This window comes from Rhizobium album (genome assembly GCF_003122325.1).
Lineage (GTDB): Bacteria > Pseudomonadota > Alphaproteobacteria > Rhizobiales > Rhizobiaceae > Metarhizobium > Metarhizobium album.
The window spans coordinates 20,027-38,580 of sequence record NZ_QFBC01000018.1; the positions used below are offsets into that span (position 1 = coordinate 20,027).

Genomic DNA, 18,554 nt, shown 5'->3' on the forward strand with positions numbered 1-18,554 from the left:
TGAATAAAGCAAAACGGCGGGATTTTAATAACCGGACACTCAACCTGGAGCCGCAGTGCGGTTTTGGCTTTCTGCCGGGAAAATCTCCACTGAGCGAACAGTGCAATGGACCTTGACGCCGCGGCAGGCTATCCATGCTGGCATGAAAAAAGGTGATCATCTCTTCCTCGTCGACGGCTCGGGTTTCATCTTCCGTGCCTTCCATGCCCTGCCGCCGCTGACCCGCAAGTCCGACGGCCTGCCGGTCGGCGCCGTCTCCGGTTTCTGCAACATGTTGTGGAAGCTTCTGACCGATGCCCGCGATACGTCCGTCGGCGTCACGCCGTCGCATTTCGCGGTGATCTTCGATTATTCGTCGCAAACCTTCCGCAAGCAGCTTTACGATGCCTACAAGGCGAACCGTTCGGCGCCGCCGGAAGAGCTGATCCCGCAATTCGGCCTGATTCGTGAAGCGACGCGCGCCTTCAACCTGCCCTGCATCGAGACGGAGGGGTTCGAGGCCGACGATATCATCGCCACCTATGCCCGCCAGGCCGAAGCGATCGGCGCGGATGTCACCATCGTTTCCTCAGACAAGGACCTGATGCAGCTGGTGACGCCGAATGTCCACATGTACGACAGCATGAAGGACAAGCAGATCGGCATCCCTGATGTCATCGAGAAATGGGGCGTGCCGCCGGAAAAGATGATCGACCTGCAATCGCTGACCGGCGATTCGACCGACAATATTCCCGGCGTGCCGGGCATCGGCCCGAAGACGGCGGCGCAGCTACTGGAAGAATACGGTGATCTGGATACGTTGCTTGCCCGCGCCGGCGAGATCAAGCAGCAGAAGCGGCGCGAATCGATCATCGCCAATGCCGATCTGGCCCGCCTGTCGCGCACGCTGGTGACATTGCGTACCGACGTGCCGCTCGACATGGCACTCGACGCATTGGTGCTCGAGCCGCAGGACGGTCCGAAGCTCGTCGGCTTCCTGAAGGCGATGGAATTCGGAACCTTGACGCGCCGCGTCGCCGATGCTTGCGGCTGTGACGCCGGTGCCATCGCGCCCGCCGAGGTCAAGGTCGAATGGGGAGAAAGCGCTCGCGGTCCGGATCTCGATCCCGGCGATAGCGACGGCCCGCCGGAGGGTATCACGGTCGTCGATGGCGCCATCAGCGGTGCGGTGGAGGCTGCGCCCGATGCCTTGCCGGCGCAAGGCCCGCACGAGGGCACCACGCCCGCCGACCTCGCCAAGGCGCGCGCCGAGCTTTTTGCCGCCGAAAAGATCGATCTGTCGTCCTATGTCGCCATCCGCGACGTGGCGACGCTCGACATCTGGATCGCCGCTGCCCGGGAAACCGGCCTGGTCGCCTTCGACACCGAAACGACATCGATCGATGCCATGCAGGCGGATATCGTCGGATTTTCGCTGGCGATCGCCGATAATACCGACGATCCGCGCGGCACGAAGATCCGTGCAGCCTACATTCCCCTGGCCCACAAGGCCGGGACCGGCGACCTGCTCGGCGGTGGGACGGTGGAAAACCAGATCCCGCTGGCAGAGGCGCTGCTGCGGCTGAAGGATCTGCTGGAAGACCCGTCGATCCTCAAGGTGGCGCAAAATCTCAAATATGATTACCTGCTGATGCAGCGCTACGGCATCGTCGTGCGCGGATTCGACGACACGATGCTGATGTCCTACGTGCTGGATGCCGGCAACAATGCGCACGGCATGGACAGCCTGTCGGAGCGTTGGCTCGGGCACAAGCCGATCGCCTTCAAGGACGTCGCCGGCAGCGGCCGCACCGGCGTCACCTTCGACATGGTCGATATCGACCGGGCAACGGCCTATGCCGCCGAAGATGCCGACGTGACGCTGCGGCTCTGGATGGTGCTCAAGCCACGCCTGACGGCGCAGAAGCTGACCACCGTCTACGAGCGGCTGGAGCGGCCCTTGGTGCCGGTGCTGGCACGCATGGAATCGCGCGGCATCACCGTCGACCGGCAGATCCTGTCGCGGCTTTCGGGTGAACTGGCCCAGGGCGCGGCAGCCCTCGAAGACGAAATCTACCAGCTGGCGGGCGAAAAATTCACCATCGGCTCGCCCAAGCAGCTCGGCGACATCCTGTTCGGCAAGATGGGCCTGCCCGGCGGCGCCAAGACCAAGACCGGCCAGTGGTCGACCTCGGCGCAGGTGCTGGAAGACCTTGCTGCCACCGGCCATGAACTGCCGCGCAAGATCGTCGACTGGCGCCAGCTCACCAAGCTGAAATCGACCTACACCGATGCCTTGCCCGGCTACATCCATCCGGAAACCAGGCGCGTCCACACCTCCTATTCATTGGCTTCAACGACGACCGGACGCCTGTCCTCGTCCGAGCCGAATCTGCAGAACATTCCGGTGCGCACGGCGGAAGGGCGCAAGATCCGCACGGCGTTCATATCGACGCCGGGCAACCGCCTGCTGTCGGCGGATTACAGCCAGATCGAATTGCGGGTGCTGGCCCATGTGGCGGATATTCCGCAATTGAAGCAGGCCTTCTCCGACGGCATCGACATCCATGCGATGACGGCGTCGGAAATGTTCGGCGTTCCGGTGGCAGGCATGCCGTCGGAGGTCCGGCGCCGCGCCAAGGCGATCAATTTCGGTATCATCTACGGCATTTCCGCCTTCGGTCTCGCCAACCAGCTTGGCATCGAACGCTCCGAGGCGAGCGATTACATCAAGAAATATTTCGAGCGTTTCCCCGGCATCCGCGACTATATGGATGCCACCAAGGCGACGGCGCGTGAAAACGGGTATGTCGAGACCATCTTCGGGCGGCGGGTGCATTATCCCGAGATCCGCTCGTCCAATCCGTCCGTCCGCGCCTTCAACGAGCGGGCCGCCATCAACGCCCCGATCCAGGGGTCGGCGGCCGATATCATCCGCCGGGCGATGATCCGCATGGAGCCGGCGCTGCAGGCGGCCGGGCTTTCGGCGCGCATGCTGCTGCAGGTTCATGACGAACTGATCTTCGAAGTCGAGGAGGGCGAAGTCGACAAGACCATGCCCATCGTTACCCAGATCATGGAAGGCGCGGCCATGCCGGCGATCGACATGAAGGTGCCGCTGAAGGTGGATGCGCGCGCCGCGACGAACTGGGACGAGGCGCACTGAGCGCCTTTCCCCTCATTCCATTTGCGAAAACTCAGCGGCCGAGCCAGCCGTTCAGCACCGTCATCAGCGTGCTGCCGGCAGCATCGAGCGTGCCGCCATTGTCGATGGTGACGATGTCGTAGTCCCCGTCGATCGACAGCACGCTGCGCTCCAGGCGGCGAAGGATTTCGTCGCGCGTTTCCCGCCCGCGCGCTTCCAGGCGCTCCGCCAGGATCGGCAGGGGAGCGGTGATGTTGATGACGGTCATTGCCGGGAAGGCGGCCTTGAAGTGCGGCAGGGCCGAGCGCGAACCGTTGGCGATCACCAGATGCCCGCGTGCCACCGCGCCGAGTGTTTCGGCGGGAATACCATAGGACAGCCCGTGCGCCTGCCACGAAACGGCAAAACGCCCGGCTTCCGCCATGGCGGAAAAATCGTCGGGGGAAACGCTGTCATGATCTTCGCCGCCGACCTCGTCCTTGCGGGTGATGACGCGCCGGACGAAGGTGACGTCGTCGCGGCCGGCCAGTGCCCGGGCCGCAAAGCCCATCAGCGAATCCTTGCCGGCGCCGCTCGGGCCGACGACAACGGCCATGCGGCCGCGCGTCGGTGAACCCGTCCCGTTTCCGCTTCCGGTCATGCAACCCGCCGGCCCTGGCGCCAGATGGCGCGCGCAACCGGGACGCCGGCCTCGTGATGCACACGCACGAGATCGGCGCGCAGGCCGGTTTCGAGGCGGCCGCGGTCATCGAGGCTGACGGTGCGCGCCGGCGTTGCCGTCACCATGGCGAGCGCCTGCGGCAGGCTGATGCCGTCCACCTCGTCGGCGAGGACGAAGGGCGCATGCAGCAGGCTGAGCGGCACGTAATCGGAGGACAGGACGTCGAGAACGCCCATCTCGGCCAGTTCCCTGGCGGCGATGTTGCCGGAATGCGACTTGCCACGCACGATGTTCGGTGCGCCCATCAGCACGCTCATGCCGGCACCGTGCGACGCCTTGGCGGCTTCGAAGCTCGTCGGGAACTCCGCCAGGCGTACGCCATAGGTCTTTGCCTCGTCGACATGGCCGAGCGTGGCATCATCATGGCTGGCGACGGTGATACCGCGGGCAGCACAGATCCTGGCGATGGCGTCGCGATGCGGTGCGGCATATCTGGCCGAGGCTTCCTGCCGGTTGGCGACGAAAGCGGCGAAAGCCTCGTCGCTGAGACCACGCTTCTTCTGGTAGTAGAGTACGTATTGTTCCATCGTCTGGAACTGGCGTTGGCCAGGCGCGTGATCCATCAGCGAAACGAGGCCGACCTGTGGGTCCTCGGCGAAATCCATGAAATGGTCGAGCACGTCGGCGGAGGACACTTCGCAGCGCAGGTGGATCTTGTGTTCGGCGCGCAGGCGGTTTTCGCGGGCGGCGGCCTGGATGGCATCCGCCATCTCGCGCATCTCGCCATGGGCGAAACCGCCGTCTTCGTCGGACCCCATGCGCAGGCAGTCGAAGACGGTGGTGATGCCTGACGTCACCACCTGGGCGTCATGCGCCTGGATCGCCGCCGTCTTGTTCCAGCGTACGCCGGGCCGCGGCGAATAGTGGGCTTCGAGATGATCGGTGTGCAGCTCGACCAGCCCCGGGATGATGTAATCGCCTTCGAAATCTTCACCGGTGCGGCTGTTGCCAGCGGCGATGTCGGCGATCTTGCCGTCGCGGATCACGAGCGTACCGGAAACGATTTCGTTTTCCAGCACGAGGCGGGCATTGGTGAAAACCTGTTCGGCGGACATGGGTATTTTCTCCTTCAGGCCGCTCCGAGCGGCAGCCAGGTATGAACGGTAAAGGGGGCGCCGCGGCTTTCCTCGACGAACAGCGCCAGTCCGGAAATCGGAAGCGGCCGGTCGGTGAAGGCGGCGAAGCGGTCCTCGAGCAGGGCACGCACCGCCGGCTGGCGATCGGCCGCGACCGGACCGGTCAGAGTCATATGAAAACGGAACTCGTCCATCACATAGGGATAACCCCAGCGCAGGAGATGTTCACGCTGCGTCTCGCTCAGGCCCTCCGGCTTGCGGCGGGCGATGTCCGCCGGGCTCAATGCGGCGCGGAACGGCTCGAACGCCTTGACCGTTGCCGCGGCGAAAGCCTGCAGTTGCGGCTGTTCTTCCTCGGGGACAAGCGCGAAGAACGGGCCGAGCTGGCCGAGCACCAGCTTGGGGATGTCGAAAGGCCGGGTGGCCTTTGCAAAGTCCTCCATGGCGTCCAGAAGCTCGTTTTCGCGCACGCTGGCCGCCAGTTCGAACGGCGCCTTGAGGGTGGCATGGAAACCGTAGCGCCGTGGGTCTTCGATCATGGCCTCGATGTCACCGGCCGAAAATTCGCCGGCGGCTTCGGCCGGAAAAACCGCGTTGGAGAAGGCATCCCGGCCCAGCCAGTGGGTGGCGGCAACCGTCAAGGCATCATCCTTCGGAGGGGCGAAATAGAGGGCGTACCGCAAAATTCTCATCCCGGATTGGTGTCGTTCGGCAGGCAAAATGCTGCGTTTGCCGTGAGGCGGCAAGTGATGCCTGCGCTAAAAGATTTCCGTGACAGAATGATGATGGTCCGCAGCTTTTTTAATGCGCCCTTGCCCCGATCAGGCGCGAACGCAGCGCGTTCGACATGGCATCGAAGGCGAAGACGACGAAGAGGATGAGCACGACCATGTAGGCGACCTTGTCCCAATCGGCATTGGTGCCCATGGCTTCCAGAAGCTTGAGGCCGATACCGCCGGCGCCAACGGCACCGATGATGGTGGCCGACCGGGTGTTCGATTCCCAGAAATACAGGGATTGCGACACGAAGACCGGCAGGACCTGCGGCATGACGCCGAAACGGTTGACCAGGCCGGGGCTGGCGCCGACGGATTTTACGCCTTCGCGCTGCTTGTCGTCGACATTCTCCAGCGCCTCGGCATACACCTTTCCGAGGGCTCCCGTATCGGTGAAGAAGATGGCGGCAATGCCGGGAATGGGGCCGGGGCCGAAGCTGCGGGTGAAAAACAGGGCCCAGATCAGCATGTCGATCGAGCGGAGGAAATCGAAGGTCCGCTTCATCGCCCAGTTGGCGAGCCGGCTGGAGGTGATGTTGCGGGCGGCGATGAAGGCGAGCGGCAAGGCCGTCAACGTGCCCAAGAGCGTGCCGACAAAAGCCATGACCAGCGTCTGCAGCAGCTTGGAGAGGATATCGGCATGCTGCCAGACGGTATTGCCGAGGAAATCGTCGACCATATGGCCGATATTGGAGCGGGCGGGATCGATGCGGTCGCCGACGGTGGCGAGCCAGGCGAGATCGCCAAAACTCTTTCCCCAGAACACCGACCTGGTATCGAAGAAGAAATTCGCCCAGCCGAGGAAGCGGCGCTGCACATAGACCTGGCTGCTGCGGATTTCCGCCTGGCCGGCAAAGCCGTAATGCACCAGGACCTTGCTGCCGTCCTGAACCATGTTGGCGGGCGCGCCTGAGGGCAGGCGGACGTCGTCGCCGTTGATCGTCACCGTATAGGGCGTGCCGTCGACATAGACGTCGACCTGCTGCGGCGTCACGTCGAGCCGGTTCTCCGTGCCGTTATAGATGACGGAATAGCCGCCATCCGGCGTCGGCTGCAGCCAGTCGATCTTGGCGTCGGCCGGATATTGTCCGCGGCTCGTCCACTGCGGCACCACGGCGCCGTCCTGGAAGCGCAGGCGCGGCTGGGCGCGCCAGGAATACCAGTCCTGGACGTAGATCGAGGCACGATCCCAGCGGCCGCTCATGAAGGCCGGGCCGACGTTGAAAGCGAAGAAGCAGACGACGAGATAGGCGAGCGTCACGAGCAGGCCGACAAGCAGGCCCCAACGCTGCATGAAACTGCGCTGGAAGATCTGCGGATGGGCGGCCAGCAGGCGTTCGCGTTCGGCGCCGTTGAGGGAAAAGGTCGACGACATCAGGCGGCTCCCCGTCCGAATTCGAAGGATTGCTGGCCGATCAGCCGGCGCCGCAGCCAGGCGGAGAATTGGTCGACGGCGATGATGGCGATGAGCAGCAGGATGACGATGGCGTAGGTCTTTGCCGCATGATCGCGGCCGATGGAGAGGCGGAAGACCTCGCCGATACCGCCGCCGCCGACGGCGCCGATGATCGTCGAGGCACGCACGTTGATCTCGGCGCGCAGCAATGCATAAGAAACGAAATTCGGCAGGACCTGGGGAACGATGGCGAAACGCACCCGCTCGACCCAGCTGGCGCCGGCGGCCCGCAGGCCCTCGTCGGGCCGCATGTCGGCATTTTCCACCACCTCGAAGAACAGCTTTCCAAGCGCGCCGATGGTATGGACCGTGATAGCGATGATGGCGGCGATCGGGCCGATCGACAGGATGGCGGTCAGGAGGCCGGCAATGACGATTTCCGGAAAGGCGCGCATGACCTCCATGATCCGGCGGGTGAACCAGCGGACAGCGCCGGCACCGACAAGGTTGGTCGAGGCGAAGAAGCACAGCACGAAAGCGATCGTCGTGCCGATGATCGTCGAGACAAGCGCGATATTGAGGGTGATGACGAGCTGGTAAAAGAAATTGGGAATATAGACGCTGTCGGTAATATAATGCCGGTCGGAGGTATAATCGTATTTCAGCGACCCGTCGGCATAAGGCGACGGCAGGTCGAACATCGCCCGGACGATCTCCATCGGGCTATCGGGAACGAAGTTCTTGATGAAGTCGAAGAGATAGGGAAGCCGTTCGAAAAACTTGCCCGAATTGGCGTTGTTGGCGAAGTTCAGCGATGCAAACAGCGCAATCAGGAACACTGCGATGGCAATGATCGTATAGATGCGACGAACTTTCAGCTGCTGCTGATAGTGATGCATCACCGTCGCGGCCGAAGAGCCGAGGTTTGCCGCATTAAGACCGGCCATTCCGTTTTCTCCTTAGAGCATTTTCGCCTTTCTCCGAATCGCGAGAGCGCTCTAACTTTTTGTTTTTACGCAATTCCGGACGCAAAACCGCTCAGCACTTTTGCTGGAATTGCTCTAGCAGAACGGCGGCACCGTAAGGGATGCCGCCGCTGAAGATGTCGGGACGTGGCTCAGCCGCCGATAACGGACTTACGGGCGTCGACGATCGTCTGGTAGAAGGACGGGTCGACTTCGATGTAATCGGTGTTCTTGCCCTGGGTGTAGGCCTGGAAGCAAGCGAGGTCCTTCTTCGGCAGTTCCTTGAAGAAGGCTTCGACCTTGCCCTTCATGTCGCCGTCGAGCTTGTTGGAAACCATCAGCGGGCCGTTCGGGATCAGCGGCGAGCGCCAGACTTCGACGATATCGTCCATGTCGAGGTTGCCCTTGGCGACCATCTGGTGGAGGTTGCCGGCGCTGTAGCCTTCTTCCCAGTTGCCGACGCCCGAGCCGAACGTCGTGCCGGCATCGAACTTGCCGTCGAGAACGGCGAGAACGAGGTTCTCGTGGCCACCGCCGAAGCCGGTTTCAGAGAAGTATTCCTTGACCGGTGCGCCGATTTCCTTCGGCAGCGAAACGTTCGGGACGAGGTAGCCGGAGGTGGAGTCCGGATCGGCGAAACCGAGCTTCTTGCCCTTCAGGTCGGCAAGCGTCTTGATGCCGCTATCCTTGCGGGCAACCATGATCGAGTAGTAGCCGCTGGAGCCGTCCGAACCGGTGTAGGTCAGGATCGGGTCGACGGCGTTCGGGTCCTGCAGCGCGATGGCGGCGTAGGAGGAAGCGCCCATGGAAGCGATGTCGATCGTGCCGCCGAGCAGGCCCTGGATGACGCCGTTATAGTCCGGCGACGGGAAGATCTGCACTTCGGCAGCGCCGGTGGCAGCCTTCAGGCCGTCGGCGACACATTGCGTGTTGCGGATCTGGTCGGCTTCGTTTTCCGAGCCGTCGAGGCCGATGCGCAGTACCTTGGCATCCTGGGCCATGGCCGAGCCGGCCAGCGCGACGAACGCAACGGCGGCAAGAAGGGATTTCTTCAACATGGATCTATCTCCTGTTTTCCGGATCATCCGGAAGCGTCGTGATGAAATGGGTGCCCTTGACGCGGGCAATCGATCGTTTCCGGGTCAGATCCCGGCCAGCGTCAAAGGCTTGAGGCTGGCAGATTGCGGAGCGAGCTCGCCGGTGGGCAGGTTCGCGACATTGATGCTGGTGGACGTCATGCTTTCGTCGATGCCGGCGCCGTCTTTGTCCGAGCCGTAGATCTCGTGCACGGCTGCGGCCGTCAGCTGGGCCGGCGTACCGTCGAAAACGACCTTGCCGGCGGCCATGCCGATGATGCGCTCGCAATACTGGCGCGCCGTGTCGAGCGTGTGCAGGTTGGTGATGACGGTGATGCCTTCCCGCTCGTTGATGTCGCGCAGCGCATCCATGACGATCTTGGCGTTCAGCGGATCGAGCGAGGCGATCGGCTCGTCGGCGAGGACCATCTTCGGGTTCTGCATCAGGGCGCGGGCAATGGCGACACGCTGCTGCTGGCCGCCAGAGAGCGTACCGGCCGGCTGCATGGCGGTCTGCTCGATGCCGAGGCGTTCGAGTGCGGCAATCGCCATCAGGCGCTCGTCGCGGGAAAAGATATTGAGCAGGCTCAGCGCCGTCGGGCGATGGTTCAGTCGGCCGAGCATGACGTTGGTGAGAACGTCGAGACGCGGCACGAGATTGAATTGCTGGAAGATCATGGCGCAATTGCGCTGCCAGTCGCGCAGGGCCTGGCCGCGCAGCGCCGACACTTCGACGTCGCCGAAATGGATCGAGCCGGACGACGGATCGGCAAGTCGGTTGATCATGCGCAGCAGCGTCGACTTGCCGGCTCCGGAGCGGCCTATGATACCGACCATCTGGCTCTGCGGGATGTCGATATTGACGCTATCCACGGCCAGACGATTGCCAAAACGACGTGTGACATTCTTGAGCTGGAACATCGTGCTCGCTGTTTCCCTGTGCAGGCTGAACTGGAGCGACGATTAGCGAGGCTTCGTGAAGGTGGGATGTCAGTTTTGTGTAACTGCCGTCACAAATCCTTCACCACGCCGTCATGAACCTTCAGGAGTGAAATTGACGGCCGGCGGCAGGAGCAGGCGGCCGTCCTTTCATGCGGCGAGCAGCGATTTGAGCTTCGTTGCGGGCGAAGCCAGCGCGTGCGGATCGGGCCGCGCAGCAGCCGAAATTAACATTTCCGCCAGCCTGATGTCGCGCGCCACGGCATTGCCCTTGCCGATGCCGCTGGCGGCCAGGAGCCTGCCCTCGCCATCGAGATGGAACAGGATGAAGGCCCCATCGCCGAGCGGACGCCGGACGGTGGTCGTCGCACCGTCGGCCAGCCCGGTGATCTGCAAGGTCATGTCGTAATGGTCCGACCAGAACCACGGGACGTTGGAAACGGGTTCTGCCGCCCCCATCAGGTTTGCCGCGGCGAGGGTGCCCTGTTCCTGGGCGTTGCGCCAGGCCTCCAGCCGCACGCGCCGGCCGCCATAAAGGTCGAGCGGGAACGAGCAGCAGTCGCCGGCGGCAAAAATGTCGGGATCGGATGTGCGCAGATATCTGTCGACGGCAATGCCGTTCTCCACCGCAAGGCCGGCGGCTTCCGCCAACGCCGTGTTCGGAACGGCGCCGATGCCGACAACGACGAGGTCCGCGGCGATGGTCCGGCCGCCCGCCAGCCGGACGGTCGCTTTTTCTGCTCCGTCTTCGATCGCGGAGATAGCCTGCCCGCAGAGGATTTCGACACCTTCGGCGCGATGGCGGGCTGCCACCGCCTCGGCGATCTCTTCAGGAACGCCGCGGCTGAGAATGCGCGAGAGGCCTTCGATGAGTATGGTGTCGACACCCATCATCCGCGCCGTCGCGGCAAGCTCGAGGCCGATGAAGCCGCCGCCGACGATGACCAGCGAACCACCGGCATGCAGGGCGGCGCGGATCGCCAGTGCGTCGTCATGGCTGCGCAGCGTATGGATGCGGCCGGCGGCTTCCGCCATGTCCGGCAACAGGCGTGACCGGGCACCGACGGCAAGCAGCAGCCTGTCGTAACGCAGCGGCTGGCCGCCGGAAAGCATCACGGATTTTTCGGCCCGGTCGATCGCCAGCACGCTGCAGCCGGTCAGCACCGTGATGCCATCGGAAAGATAGCGTCCGGCATCCGCCACCAGCTTCGGCTCCAGCGCATCGATCAGCGTCGCCTTGGAGAGCGGCGGACGTTCGTAGGGCAGGTGGCTCTCGGCGCAGACCAGCGTGACGCTGCCGTCAAAGCCGCGTTCGCGCAAAGCAAAGGCGGCGCGGGCACCGCATTCGCCGCCGCCGATGATGACGATATCGGACATGAGCTTTTGCCTCAGATGGAGATGAAGACGCTGCCGCCGTCGACTTTGACCGGGTAGGTCTTGAGGTTGACGCAGACGGGCGCGCCCTTGGCCTCGCCGGTCTTGTAGCTGAACCGGCCGTTGTGCTTGGGACATTCGATGATGTCGTCCATCACCAGCCCGTCGGCGAGATGGATCTTCTCGTGCGTACAGAGCCCGTCCGTGGCGAAATACTGGTCCTCCGGGCTGCGGTAGACGGCAAACGTCCGGCCGTCATGGTCGAAACGGATGACGTCTTCCTCGTCGATGTCGTCTGCGGCACAGACTTCCACCCAATTGCTCATGATCTCTTCCCCTGAATGAAGCGTCGGCTACTCTGCGGCCTGGCTGTGAAAATCGTCGCGGTATGGCTTGGCCGTCGGCGGCAGTTCGCGGCGGACATAATAATCCTGGTAACGAAGCTGGCGCAGGAAGGCCGGTATCATTTCCTTGTAGGCGTGCCAGATCGACGGGTTCGGTTTAGGCAGGTCATGCTTGATCATCTCGTGCAGTTTCGGCAGCGCATGGTAGGGCACCATTGGAAACATGTGATGCTCTACATGATAGTTCATGTTGAGGTAGATGAAGCGGCTGATCGGGTTCATGTAGACCGTGCGGGTGTTCAGCCGATGGTCGACGACATCTTCCGCCAGTCCGCCGTGCTGCAGCAGGCCGACCATGACATGGTGCCAGGCACCATAGAGCCGCGGCAGGCCGACCAGCATCAGCGGCAGGATGCTGCCCATCCAGAAACAGGCGGCGACGGTGGCAACATAGATGGCGAGCCAGATACGGGCGATCCGCACCATCTTCGGCTGTTCCATCTCGGGGATGAAGGATCTTTCCGCCGCGCTGATATGGCCGAAGGCATTGCGCAGCATGTCGCTCATGGCGAACCAGCTGTCGAGGATGCCGAAGAAATTCAGCACCAGGCGGGCCAGATCCGGCGGCCGCATCACGGCGATTTCGGGATCGCGGCCGACGATGATGGTATCGGTGTGGTGCCGGGCATGGCTCCAGCGCCAGGTGACCGGGTTGCGCATGATCATGAAACAGGCGACCTGGTAGACGACGTCGTTCATCCAGCGCGTCTTGAAGGCCGTGCCGTGGCCGCATTCGTGCCAGCGGGAATCGGATGCCGAACCATAGAGCACGCCATAGGCGAGGAAGAACGGCACGCACCACCAGCTTCCCCAGAGATAGGCGCCGAGGCCGCCGGTGACGATCAGCGCCGCAAACCAGATGATGGTGTCGCGGATCGCCGGCCCATCGGAACGCTGCATCAGTTCCTTCATCTGCTTGCGCGGAATATCGGTGTGATACCATTCCGCCGTCGCCAGGCCGCTTTCGACGGCAGTCTGGGAATCGCGGCCGAGCAGGCTGTAATCCCGTTTCGTCACTCTTACGGTCATCGTGTCTCCTCCGGCGTGTCGCGGTCTCCGGTCCGCAGCAGCATGAAGAGGAGAATAAATTGACTTTTGCCAACGCTCAATGCAGTGATGATAGAATCTATCATTTCCTATCATCGCGATCGGTGAAACTGTGAGAGAAAACGTCATTTCATCATGAGCAAGCGCCCGACGATCGCCGACCTCGCCCGCGTTTCGGGCGTCAGCATCGCCACCGTCGACCGGGTGCTGAATGCCCGGCATGCGGTGCGCGAGGAAACGGCGCGACGTGTCTATGCGGCGGCGCAGCAGATCGGTTATCACGCCACCAGCCTCATCCGGCAACGCGCCTTCGAGGATCGCCCGCATTACCGGCTGGGATTCCTGCTGCAGCGGCAGGCGCAATCCTTCTACCAGTCGCTGTCGCACGCCATCGAGGACAGCGCCACCCGGCTGGCGGCGGCGCGGATCACGCCGCAGATCGAGTTCGTGCCGGCGCTGACGCCGCCAATCATTGTCGACCGCTTGAAGGCGATGGCGGCCACCAACCACGCCATTGCCGTCGTCGCCCCGGACTACCCGGCCGTTACTGCCGCCGTGCAGGAACTGAAGGAGAAAGGCATTCCGGTCTTTTCCCTGCTGTCGGATTTTGCCGCCGGCGTTCGCGAAGGGTACGTGGGGCTGAACAATCGCAAGGTCGGCCGCACTGCCGCCTGGATGATCGCCCGCGGAGCAAGGCGGGCGGGCAAGGTCGCCTGCTTCGTCGGCAACCACCGTTTCCACGGGCATGAACTGCGCGAGATCGGCTTCCGCTCCTATTTTCGCGAACACGCACCCGACTTCGAGTTTCTGGAAACGCTGATCAACCTGGAGACGCCGGAGATCACCCATGAGGCGACCATCAACCTGCTGCACAAGCACCCCGATCTCGCCGGCTTCTACGTCTGCGGCGGCGGCATGGAAGGGGCGATCTCCGCCATCCGCGAAGAAGGTTACAGTGGCAAGCTTGCCGTCGTCGTCAACGAGCTGACGCAGGATTCGCGCGAGGCCCTGGCGGATGAGGTGGTGACGGCGGTCATCTCGACGCCGGTGAGGGGCATTGCGGATGAACTGCTGTTGCTGATGACGGATGCGATAGAACGGGGCAAGAGCGGCCTGCCCGCCCAGTCCTTCCTGCCGTTCGATCTCTATATTTCGGAGAATATTTAGGCGTTCGCTGGAGACAGCCCTTCTATCGCCCGACGACGTTCAGCCGGATGCCGGCCTCCTGTATGGCCGCCTGCTGCCCGGGGTCGATTTCGTCGCCGGTCAACACCGCGTCGAAAGCGTCGAGCTTGGTGAAGAAGTGCAGCGCCCGGCGCCCGAATTTTCCGTGGTCGACGAGCAGATAGGCGCGCTCGGCCGCCGCCAGCATCAGCCGTTTGGTGTGAACCACCTCCTGCTCCTGGTGGAAGACGGCGGCGCCGTGAATGGCGGAGGAAGAGAGGAAAGCGATATCGGCCCGCAGGGCCCGCAGGGCCTCCTCGGTGACCAGCCCGAAAAAGCCGTTGAACTTGCGGCTATATTGCCCGCCGAGCGCGATGAGCTTGATGCCGGCACTGGCGGCCAGAAGTTCGATGACGGCGAGATTGTTGGAAATGACCGTCAGCGGCGCGAGGTCGACGAGGTGTGGTGCCATGGCGCCGGCGGAAGAACTGTCGTCGACGATGATCGTCTGGCCGGGTTCGACCATGGCGGCGGCGGCGACGGCGATGCGCTGCTTTTCCTCCGCAGCCAGCTTTTCGCGAAAACGGAAGTCGCTTTCGAACTGCGAGCTGGATTGCGCCGTTGCCCCGCCACGGATCTTGCGCAGGAAACCGCTGGTTTCCAGTTCGTCGAGATCGCGATGGACGGTCATCCGCGACACGTCGAAACGGGCGGCCAGCGCGTCCACGGTCACCGTGCCGGTCTGCATCAGGAGATCCATGATGACATCCTTTCGCTGGCTGGATTTCATGCGCGGACCTTTTCCTTTGTAACATGTTCTGCCGCATAAGCCGCAAAATCACAACTCATGACATCGGAATGTAACATTTCATCGCCGGAAAATGATACGGAAAAAAATTATCGCTTGGGATTTTTTAAACCGATTGAGTAACTTGCGGAATGTTCAGAAGCCGTTATGTCACCTTTGACAGTGCATTCACCCATCAAAACAGGGAGGCTTGATTGGCCCGCATCACTCTCAGACAACTGCTCGACCATGCTGCCGAACACAGTTACGGCGTGCCCGCCTTCAACATCAACAACATGGAGCAGGGCCTCGCCATCATGGAGGCTGCGGCAGCGACACGGTCGCCGGTGATCCTGCAGGCCAGCCGCGGCGCACGGGCCTATGCCAACGATGTGGTGCTTGCCAAGCTGATCGATGCGCTGGTCGAAATCCACCCGGATATCCCCGTCTGCATGCACCTCGACCACGGCAACAACGAAGCGACCTGCATGACGGCGATCCAGCACGGCTTTACCTCCGTGATGATGGACGGTTCGCTGAAGGAGGACGGCAAGTCGGCGGCCGATTACGACTACAATGCCGGCATCACCCGCCGCGTCGTCGACATGGCCCATTGGGGCGGCGTTTCCGTCGAGGGTGAAATCGGCGTGCTCGGCTCGCTGGAAAGCGGCGGCGGCGAGCAGGAGGATGGTCACGGCATCGAAGGCACGCTCAGCCACGACCAGCTGCTGACCGATCCGGACCAGGCGGCCCAGTTCGTCCGCGATACCCAGGTGGACGCGCTGGCGGTTGCCATGGGCACCAGCCACGGCGCCTACAAGTTCAGCCGCCGTCCCGATGGCGACGTGCTGGCCATGAACGTGATCGAAGAAATTCATCGCCGCCTGCCGGACACGCATCTGGTCATGCACGGCTCTTCTTCGGTTCCCGAGGAATTGCAGGACATCATCAACAAGTACGGCGGCCAGATGAAGCCGACCTGGGGCGTGCCGGTGGAAGAAATCCAGCGCGGCATCCGCCACGGCGTGCGCAAGATCAATATCGACACCGACAACCGCATGGCGATGACCGGCGCGATCCGCAAGATCCTCACCGAAAACCCGTCGGAATTCGACCCGCGCAAATATCTGGCGCCGGCCATGGCGGCGATGAAGAAGCTCTGTATCGAGCGTTTCGAAGCCTTCGGCACGGCCGGCCACGCCGATAGCCTGAAGCCGTTGCCGTTGTCCGAAATGGCGAAGCGTTATCGCTCAGGCAGCCTGGCGCCGAAGATCGCCTGATCCGAACAAAACGCCCGGCGAATTGCCGGGCGTTTTCGTTTTCAATGTCAGTCAATGCTTACTTCTTGCCTGCGTCGAGGCGGTCGATTGCCTGCACGTTGCCGGCCGAGGAGCCGTTCGGATCGAATTCGGATGCCAGCCAGGTATCGACGATCGCCTTGGCGAGTTCCGGGCCGATGACGCGGGCGCCCATGGTGATGATCTGCGCATTGTTGGACTTGGCGGCGCGTTCTGCCGAATAGGTGTCGTGGGTCAGCGCGGCGCGAATGCCCGGAACCTTGTTGGCCGAGATGCTGACACCGATACCGGTGCCGCAGATGAGGATGCCGCGCTCATATTCGCCATCGACGATGCGCTGGGCCAGGTTCTGCGACAGGTCGGCATAAAAGCCGCTTTGGCTCAGATCGTTGACCGCAAGCTCCGGCTTGGTGGCAAGGTGGGCGGCGATGACATCGAGCAGCGGCTTGCCCGCGCTGTCGGCTCCGATTGCGATTTTCATGAAAGTGCCCTTTCCATACTGGTGATTGTGGGTGCGCCGGTCAGCCGAGCGCCTTTGAAACACGGTCGAGAATGTCGAGATAGCCGGCCGGCTGCCAGGCCGAGCGGCCGATGAACAGGCCGTCGATATGCGGTTGGGTGATCAGCTCGGCGCAGTTTTCCGGGTTGACGCTGCCGCCGTAGAGCACGGGGACGGCGACGCCGAGCACGGCCTTGGCCACGTCGGCGATCATCGCGTGGCGCTCGTCGGCATAATCGGCCGTCGCCGGGATGCCGTTGACGCCGATGGCCCAGACGGGCTCATAAGCCAGCAGGACGTTTTTTTGCTTCTCGGCGCCTTCCAGAAATGCCAGCGCGCCTTCGACCTGTCGCTTCAACACCGCATCCGCCTGGCCGGCTTCGCGCTCGGCCAGCGTCTCGCCGATGCAGATCAACGGCACGAGCCCGTGTCGCACGGCAGCGGCGGTCTTCAGGCCGACCGCCTTGTCGGTCTCGTTGAAGAATTCGCGGCGCTCCGAATGGCCGAGTTCGACGAGATCGAGATTGCAGTCCTTCAGCATCAGCGGCGAAATCTCGCCGGTCCAGGCGCCGGCGTCATCCCAATGCATGTTCTGGGCGCCGACCTTCAGGCTGGTCTGCGCCAGCCGTTCCTTCACCTGCCGCACCGCCGTGAACGGTGGAATGACAAACCGCTGCACGCGTTCGTCGCGACCGTTATCGGCTGCCGCCAACGCATCGGCAAAGGCCATGGCCTCCGCCAGCGTCTTGTTCATTTTCCAGCTGGTGCCGACCCAATATGCCGCCTTGCTCATCTCGTCTCCCGGGCTTTTTCTGCCATGGCGCAATCACGCCTTAGGTCGCGCCATCAAGACCCCGTCGCGTCACCACGCGGTTTTTACGCGGTCGTGCCTGGTCTATCGGCCATCGTTGAGCGAACATAACATAGATATGTTATATTTCAATATATAAATGTTACATTGTTATTATTTCTGTGACGTCACCGGTTGAAGCCGGTGTCGATGTAGGGCTCCCAGAATTCGACGGATTCACGGATCATGTCGACGACCAGGCGGTCGGTCGGCTCGCGTTCGCGGAACGACAGTTCCAGGCAGATCTCGTTGTCGGTGCCGCCGCCGCGCCTGACGGCGTCGAGCAGTTTTTCCGGCGTGATGCGGCCATCCTTGTTGTGGGCGGCGATGAACGGCCAGTGGCCGCCCTTGTTCATCGAGGATTGCTTGACGTGGATGATCGGCGATTCCTTCGGGAAGGCTTCCGCCCAGGCGTAGGGATCGATATCGGCCGGATTGCTGGAGCTGACGTCGCCGTGGTCGATATCGACCATCATCTTCAGCGGGATCGGCAGGTCCGACTGCGCCAGGCGGGTGTCCAGCGCCCGGCATTCGGCAATCGTATGGCCGAATTCGCGGCCGACCGACATCGGTTCCCAGAAGAGATAGGTGAGGCCGGCGGCCTTTCCGTGTTCGGCCACCTCGCGCCAGCAGTCGATGGCGATCTTGATAAGCTCCTCGCGGCGGACGGGATCCTCGTAGTCCTTGTGGGCGAAGATGGCGAATTGCGTGCCGATGCCGGAGGCGCCGAGATCGGCGGAGGCGTCGGCAAGCGTCTTGAACCAATCGACATAATAACGGCGCACGTCGGCATCCGGATGGCCGAAATGATTGAGGCGGCCGTAAGGCCCGGTCATGCCCGAAGTCACCTTGACGCCGGTGCGCGCCATCGCTTTGTTCAAGAGCCGGACATGCTTGGTGATCGTCGCCGCCGGCCAGCCGGGATTGATGAATTCATGGGTCAGCTGCAGGTAGCCGATCCGCATCTTCTCGGCGACCGTGTCGATCAGGTCGTCGGGTTCGGCGAAGCGATTGACGAGCGGATTGGTGTTGAGCGACAGCGTGAAGGCCATGAACGA

Annotated in this window: 17 protein-coding genes; 3 read left to right on the forward strand and 14 right to left on the reverse strand. The window is 62.7% G+C overall.

The genetic code is table 11. The features are described 5' to 3' along the window. Positions 1-142: 142 nt before the first annotated feature. Positions 143-3,145, forward strand: coding sequence for a DNA polymerase I (gene polA, locus DEM27_RS27170; RefSeq protein ID WP_109461508.1), 3,003 nt, complete (start codon positions 143-145; stop codon positions 3,143-3,145). Positions 3,146-3,176: 31 nt separating this feature from the next. Here polA and phnN read toward each other — a convergent pair whose 3' ends face one another. The 10 genes from phnN to DEM27_RS27225 all read right to left on the reverse strand — a co-directional run bounded on the left by phnN (position 3,177) and on the right by DEM27_RS27225 (position 12,880). Then, positions 3,177-3,764, reverse strand: a complete 588-nt coding sequence (phnN, locus tag DEM27_RS27175; RefSeq protein ID WP_245446153.1) for a phosphonate metabolism protein/1,5-bisphosphokinase (PRPP-forming) PhnN — start codon at positions 3,762-3,764, stop codon at positions 3,177-3,179. Then, complete coding sequence (locus DEM27_RS27180) at positions 3,761-4,900, reverse strand: alpha-D-ribose 1-methylphosphonate 5-triphosphate diphosphatase (RefSeq protein ID WP_109461394.1); 1,140 nt, start codon at positions 4,898-4,900, stop codon at positions 3,761-3,763. Before DEM27_RS27180 ends, phnN begins: the two co-directional genes overlap by 4 nt. Before the next feature lie 14 nt (positions 4,901-4,914). After that, a complete protein-coding gene (locus DEM27_RS27185; RefSeq protein ID WP_109461395.1) occupies positions 4,915-5,604 on the reverse strand; it encodes a DUF1045 domain-containing protein in 690 nt (229 codons plus the stop codon). Between the two features lie 118 nt (positions 5,605-5,722). After that, positions 5,723-7,072 (reverse strand): phosphonate ABC transporter, permease protein PhnE, encoded by a 1,350-nt coding sequence (phnE, locus tag DEM27_RS27190; RefSeq protein WP_109461396.1) that lies wholly within the window; start codon positions 7,070-7,072, stop codon positions 5,723-5,725. Next, positions 7,072-7,992: a phosphonate ABC transporter, permease protein PhnE gene (gene phnE / locus DEM27_RS27195; RefSeq protein WP_109461397.1), complete on the reverse strand. Its 921-nt coding sequence runs from the start codon at positions 7,990-7,992 to the stop codon at positions 7,072-7,074. Before phnE (DEM27_RS27195) ends, phnE (DEM27_RS27190) begins: the two co-directional genes overlap by 1 nt. A 218-nt stretch (positions 7,993-8,210) precedes the next feature. Then, positions 8,211-9,116, reverse strand: a complete 906-nt coding sequence (phnD, locus tag DEM27_RS27205; protein ID WP_109461399.1) for a phosphonate ABC transporter substrate-binding protein — start codon at positions 9,114-9,116, stop codon at positions 8,211-8,213. An 84-nt stretch (positions 9,117-9,200) separates the two neighbouring features. Then, a complete protein-coding gene (gene phnC, locus DEM27_RS27210) occupies positions 9,201-10,055 on the reverse strand; it encodes a phosphonate ABC transporter ATP-binding protein (RefSeq protein ID WP_109461400.1) in 855 nt (284 codons plus the stop codon). A 168-nt stretch (positions 10,056-10,223) separates the two neighbouring features. Further along, on the reverse strand, positions 10,224-11,450 hold the full coding sequence (locus DEM27_RS27215) for an NAD(P)/FAD-dependent oxidoreductase (RefSeq protein ID WP_109461401.1): 1,227 nt from the start codon (positions 11,448-11,450) through the stop codon (positions 10,224-10,226). An 11-nt stretch (positions 11,451-11,461) separates the two neighbouring features. Beyond that, positions 11,462-11,776 (reverse strand): MocE family 2Fe-2S type ferredoxin, encoded by a 315-nt coding sequence (locus DEM27_RS27220; RefSeq protein WP_109461402.1) that lies wholly within the window; start codon positions 11,774-11,776, stop codon positions 11,462-11,464. 24 nt (positions 11,777-11,800) lie between these two features. Next, a complete protein-coding gene (locus tag DEM27_RS27225) occupies positions 11,801-12,880 on the reverse strand; it encodes a fatty acid desaturase family protein (protein WP_109461403.1) in 1,080 nt (359 codons plus the stop codon). A gap of 153 nt (positions 12,881-13,033) precedes the next feature. Here DEM27_RS27225 and DEM27_RS27230 point away from each other — a divergent pair, with 153 nt between their 5' ends. Continuing rightward, a complete protein-coding gene (locus DEM27_RS27230) occupies positions 13,034-14,065 on the forward strand; it encodes a LacI family DNA-binding transcriptional regulator (protein WP_109461404.1) in 1,032 nt (343 codons plus the stop codon). A gap of 22 nt (positions 14,066-14,087) precedes the next feature. On the opposite strand, the gene DEM27_RS27235 is transcribed toward DEM27_RS27230, so the two are convergent. After that, positions 14,088-14,852 carry a DeoR/GlpR family DNA-binding transcription regulator gene (locus DEM27_RS27235; RefSeq protein ID WP_109461405.1) on the reverse strand — a complete coding sequence of 255 codons (765 nt, stop codon included), beginning with the start codon at positions 14,850-14,852 and terminating at the stop codon, positions 14,088-14,090. A gap of 212 nt (positions 14,853-15,064) precedes the next feature. Between DEM27_RS27235 and fba the strand changes: the two genes are divergently transcribed. Next, positions 15,065-16,129 (forward strand): class II fructose-bisphosphate aldolase, encoded by a 1,065-nt coding sequence (gene fba, locus DEM27_RS27240; protein ID WP_109461406.1) that lies wholly within the window; start codon positions 15,065-15,067, stop codon positions 16,127-16,129. 58 nt (positions 16,130-16,187) lie between these two features. Here fba and derI read toward each other — a convergent pair whose 3' ends face one another. The 3 genes from derI to DEM27_RS27255 form a co-directional block, all read right to left on the reverse strand. After that, positions 16,188-16,628, reverse strand: a complete 441-nt coding sequence (derI, locus tag DEM27_RS27245) for a D-erythrulose-4-phosphate isomerase (RefSeq protein ID WP_109461407.1) — start codon at positions 16,626-16,628, stop codon at positions 16,188-16,190. A gap of 40 nt (positions 16,629-16,668) precedes the next feature. Further along, positions 16,669-17,439 (reverse strand): triose-phosphate isomerase, encoded by a 771-nt coding sequence (locus DEM27_RS27250; protein WP_109461408.1) that lies wholly within the window; start codon positions 17,437-17,439, stop codon positions 16,669-16,671. Between the two features lie 185 nt (positions 17,440-17,624). Then, on the reverse strand, positions 17,625-18,548 hold the full coding sequence (locus DEM27_RS27255; protein WP_109461409.1) for a sugar phosphate isomerase/epimerase family protein: 924 nt from the start codon (positions 18,546-18,548) through the stop codon (positions 17,625-17,627). Positions 18,549-18,554: the final 6 nt, after the last annotated feature.

Excerpts from the sequence above, each read along its gene's own strand:
- polA (WP_109461508.1), top strand. The coding sequence starts at position 143 with ATGAAAAAAGGTGATCATCTCTTCCTCGTCGACGGCTCGGGTTTCATC.
- phnN (WP_245446153.1), bottom strand. The coding sequence starts at position 3,764 with ATGACCGGAAGCGGAAACGGGACGGGTTCACCGACGCGCGGCCGCATG.
- DEM27_RS27180 (WP_109461394.1), bottom strand. The coding sequence starts at position 4,900 with ATGTCCGCCGAACAGGTTTTCACCAATGCCCGCCTCGTGCTGGAAAAC.
- phnE (WP_109461396.1), bottom strand. The coding sequence starts at position 7,072 with ATGTCGTCGACCTTTTCCCTCAACGGCGCCGAACGCGAACGCCTGCTG.
- phnE (WP_109461397.1), bottom strand. The coding sequence starts at position 7,992 with ATGCATCACTATCAGCAGCAGCTGAAAGTTCGTCGCATCTATACGATC.
- phnD (WP_109461399.1), bottom strand. The coding sequence starts at position 9,116 with ATGTTGAAGAAATCCCTTCTTGCCGCCGTTGCGTTCGTCGCGCTGGCC.
- phnC (WP_109461400.1), bottom strand. The coding sequence starts at position 10,055 with ATGTTCCAGCTCAAGAATGTCACACGTCGTTTTGGCAATCGTCTGGCC.
- DEM27_RS27215 (WP_109461401.1), bottom strand. The coding sequence starts at position 11,450 with ATGTCCGATATCGTCATCATCGGCGGCGGCGAATGCGGTGCCCGCGCC.
- DEM27_RS27225 (WP_109461403.1), bottom strand. The coding sequence starts at position 12,880 with ATGACCGTAAGAGTGACGAAACGGGATTACAGCCTGCTCGGCCGCGAT.
- DEM27_RS27230 (WP_109461404.1), top strand. The coding sequence starts at position 13,034 with ATGAGCAAGCGCCCGACGATCGCCGACCTCGCCCGCGTTTCGGGCGTC.
- DEM27_RS27235 (WP_109461405.1), bottom strand. The coding sequence starts at position 14,852 with ATGAAATCCAGCCAGCGAAAGGATGTCATCATGGATCTCCTGATGCAG.
- derI (WP_109461407.1), bottom strand. The coding sequence starts at position 16,628 with ATGAAAATCGCAATCGGAGCCGACAGCGCGGGCAAGCCGCTGCTCGAT.
- DEM27_RS27250 (WP_109461408.1), bottom strand. The coding sequence starts at position 17,439 with ATGAGCAAGGCGGCATATTGGGTCGGCACCAGCTGGAAAATGAACAAG.
- DEM27_RS27255 (WP_109461409.1), bottom strand. The coding sequence starts at position 18,548 with ATGGCCTTCACGCTGTCGCTCAACACCAATCCGCTCGTCAATCGCTTC.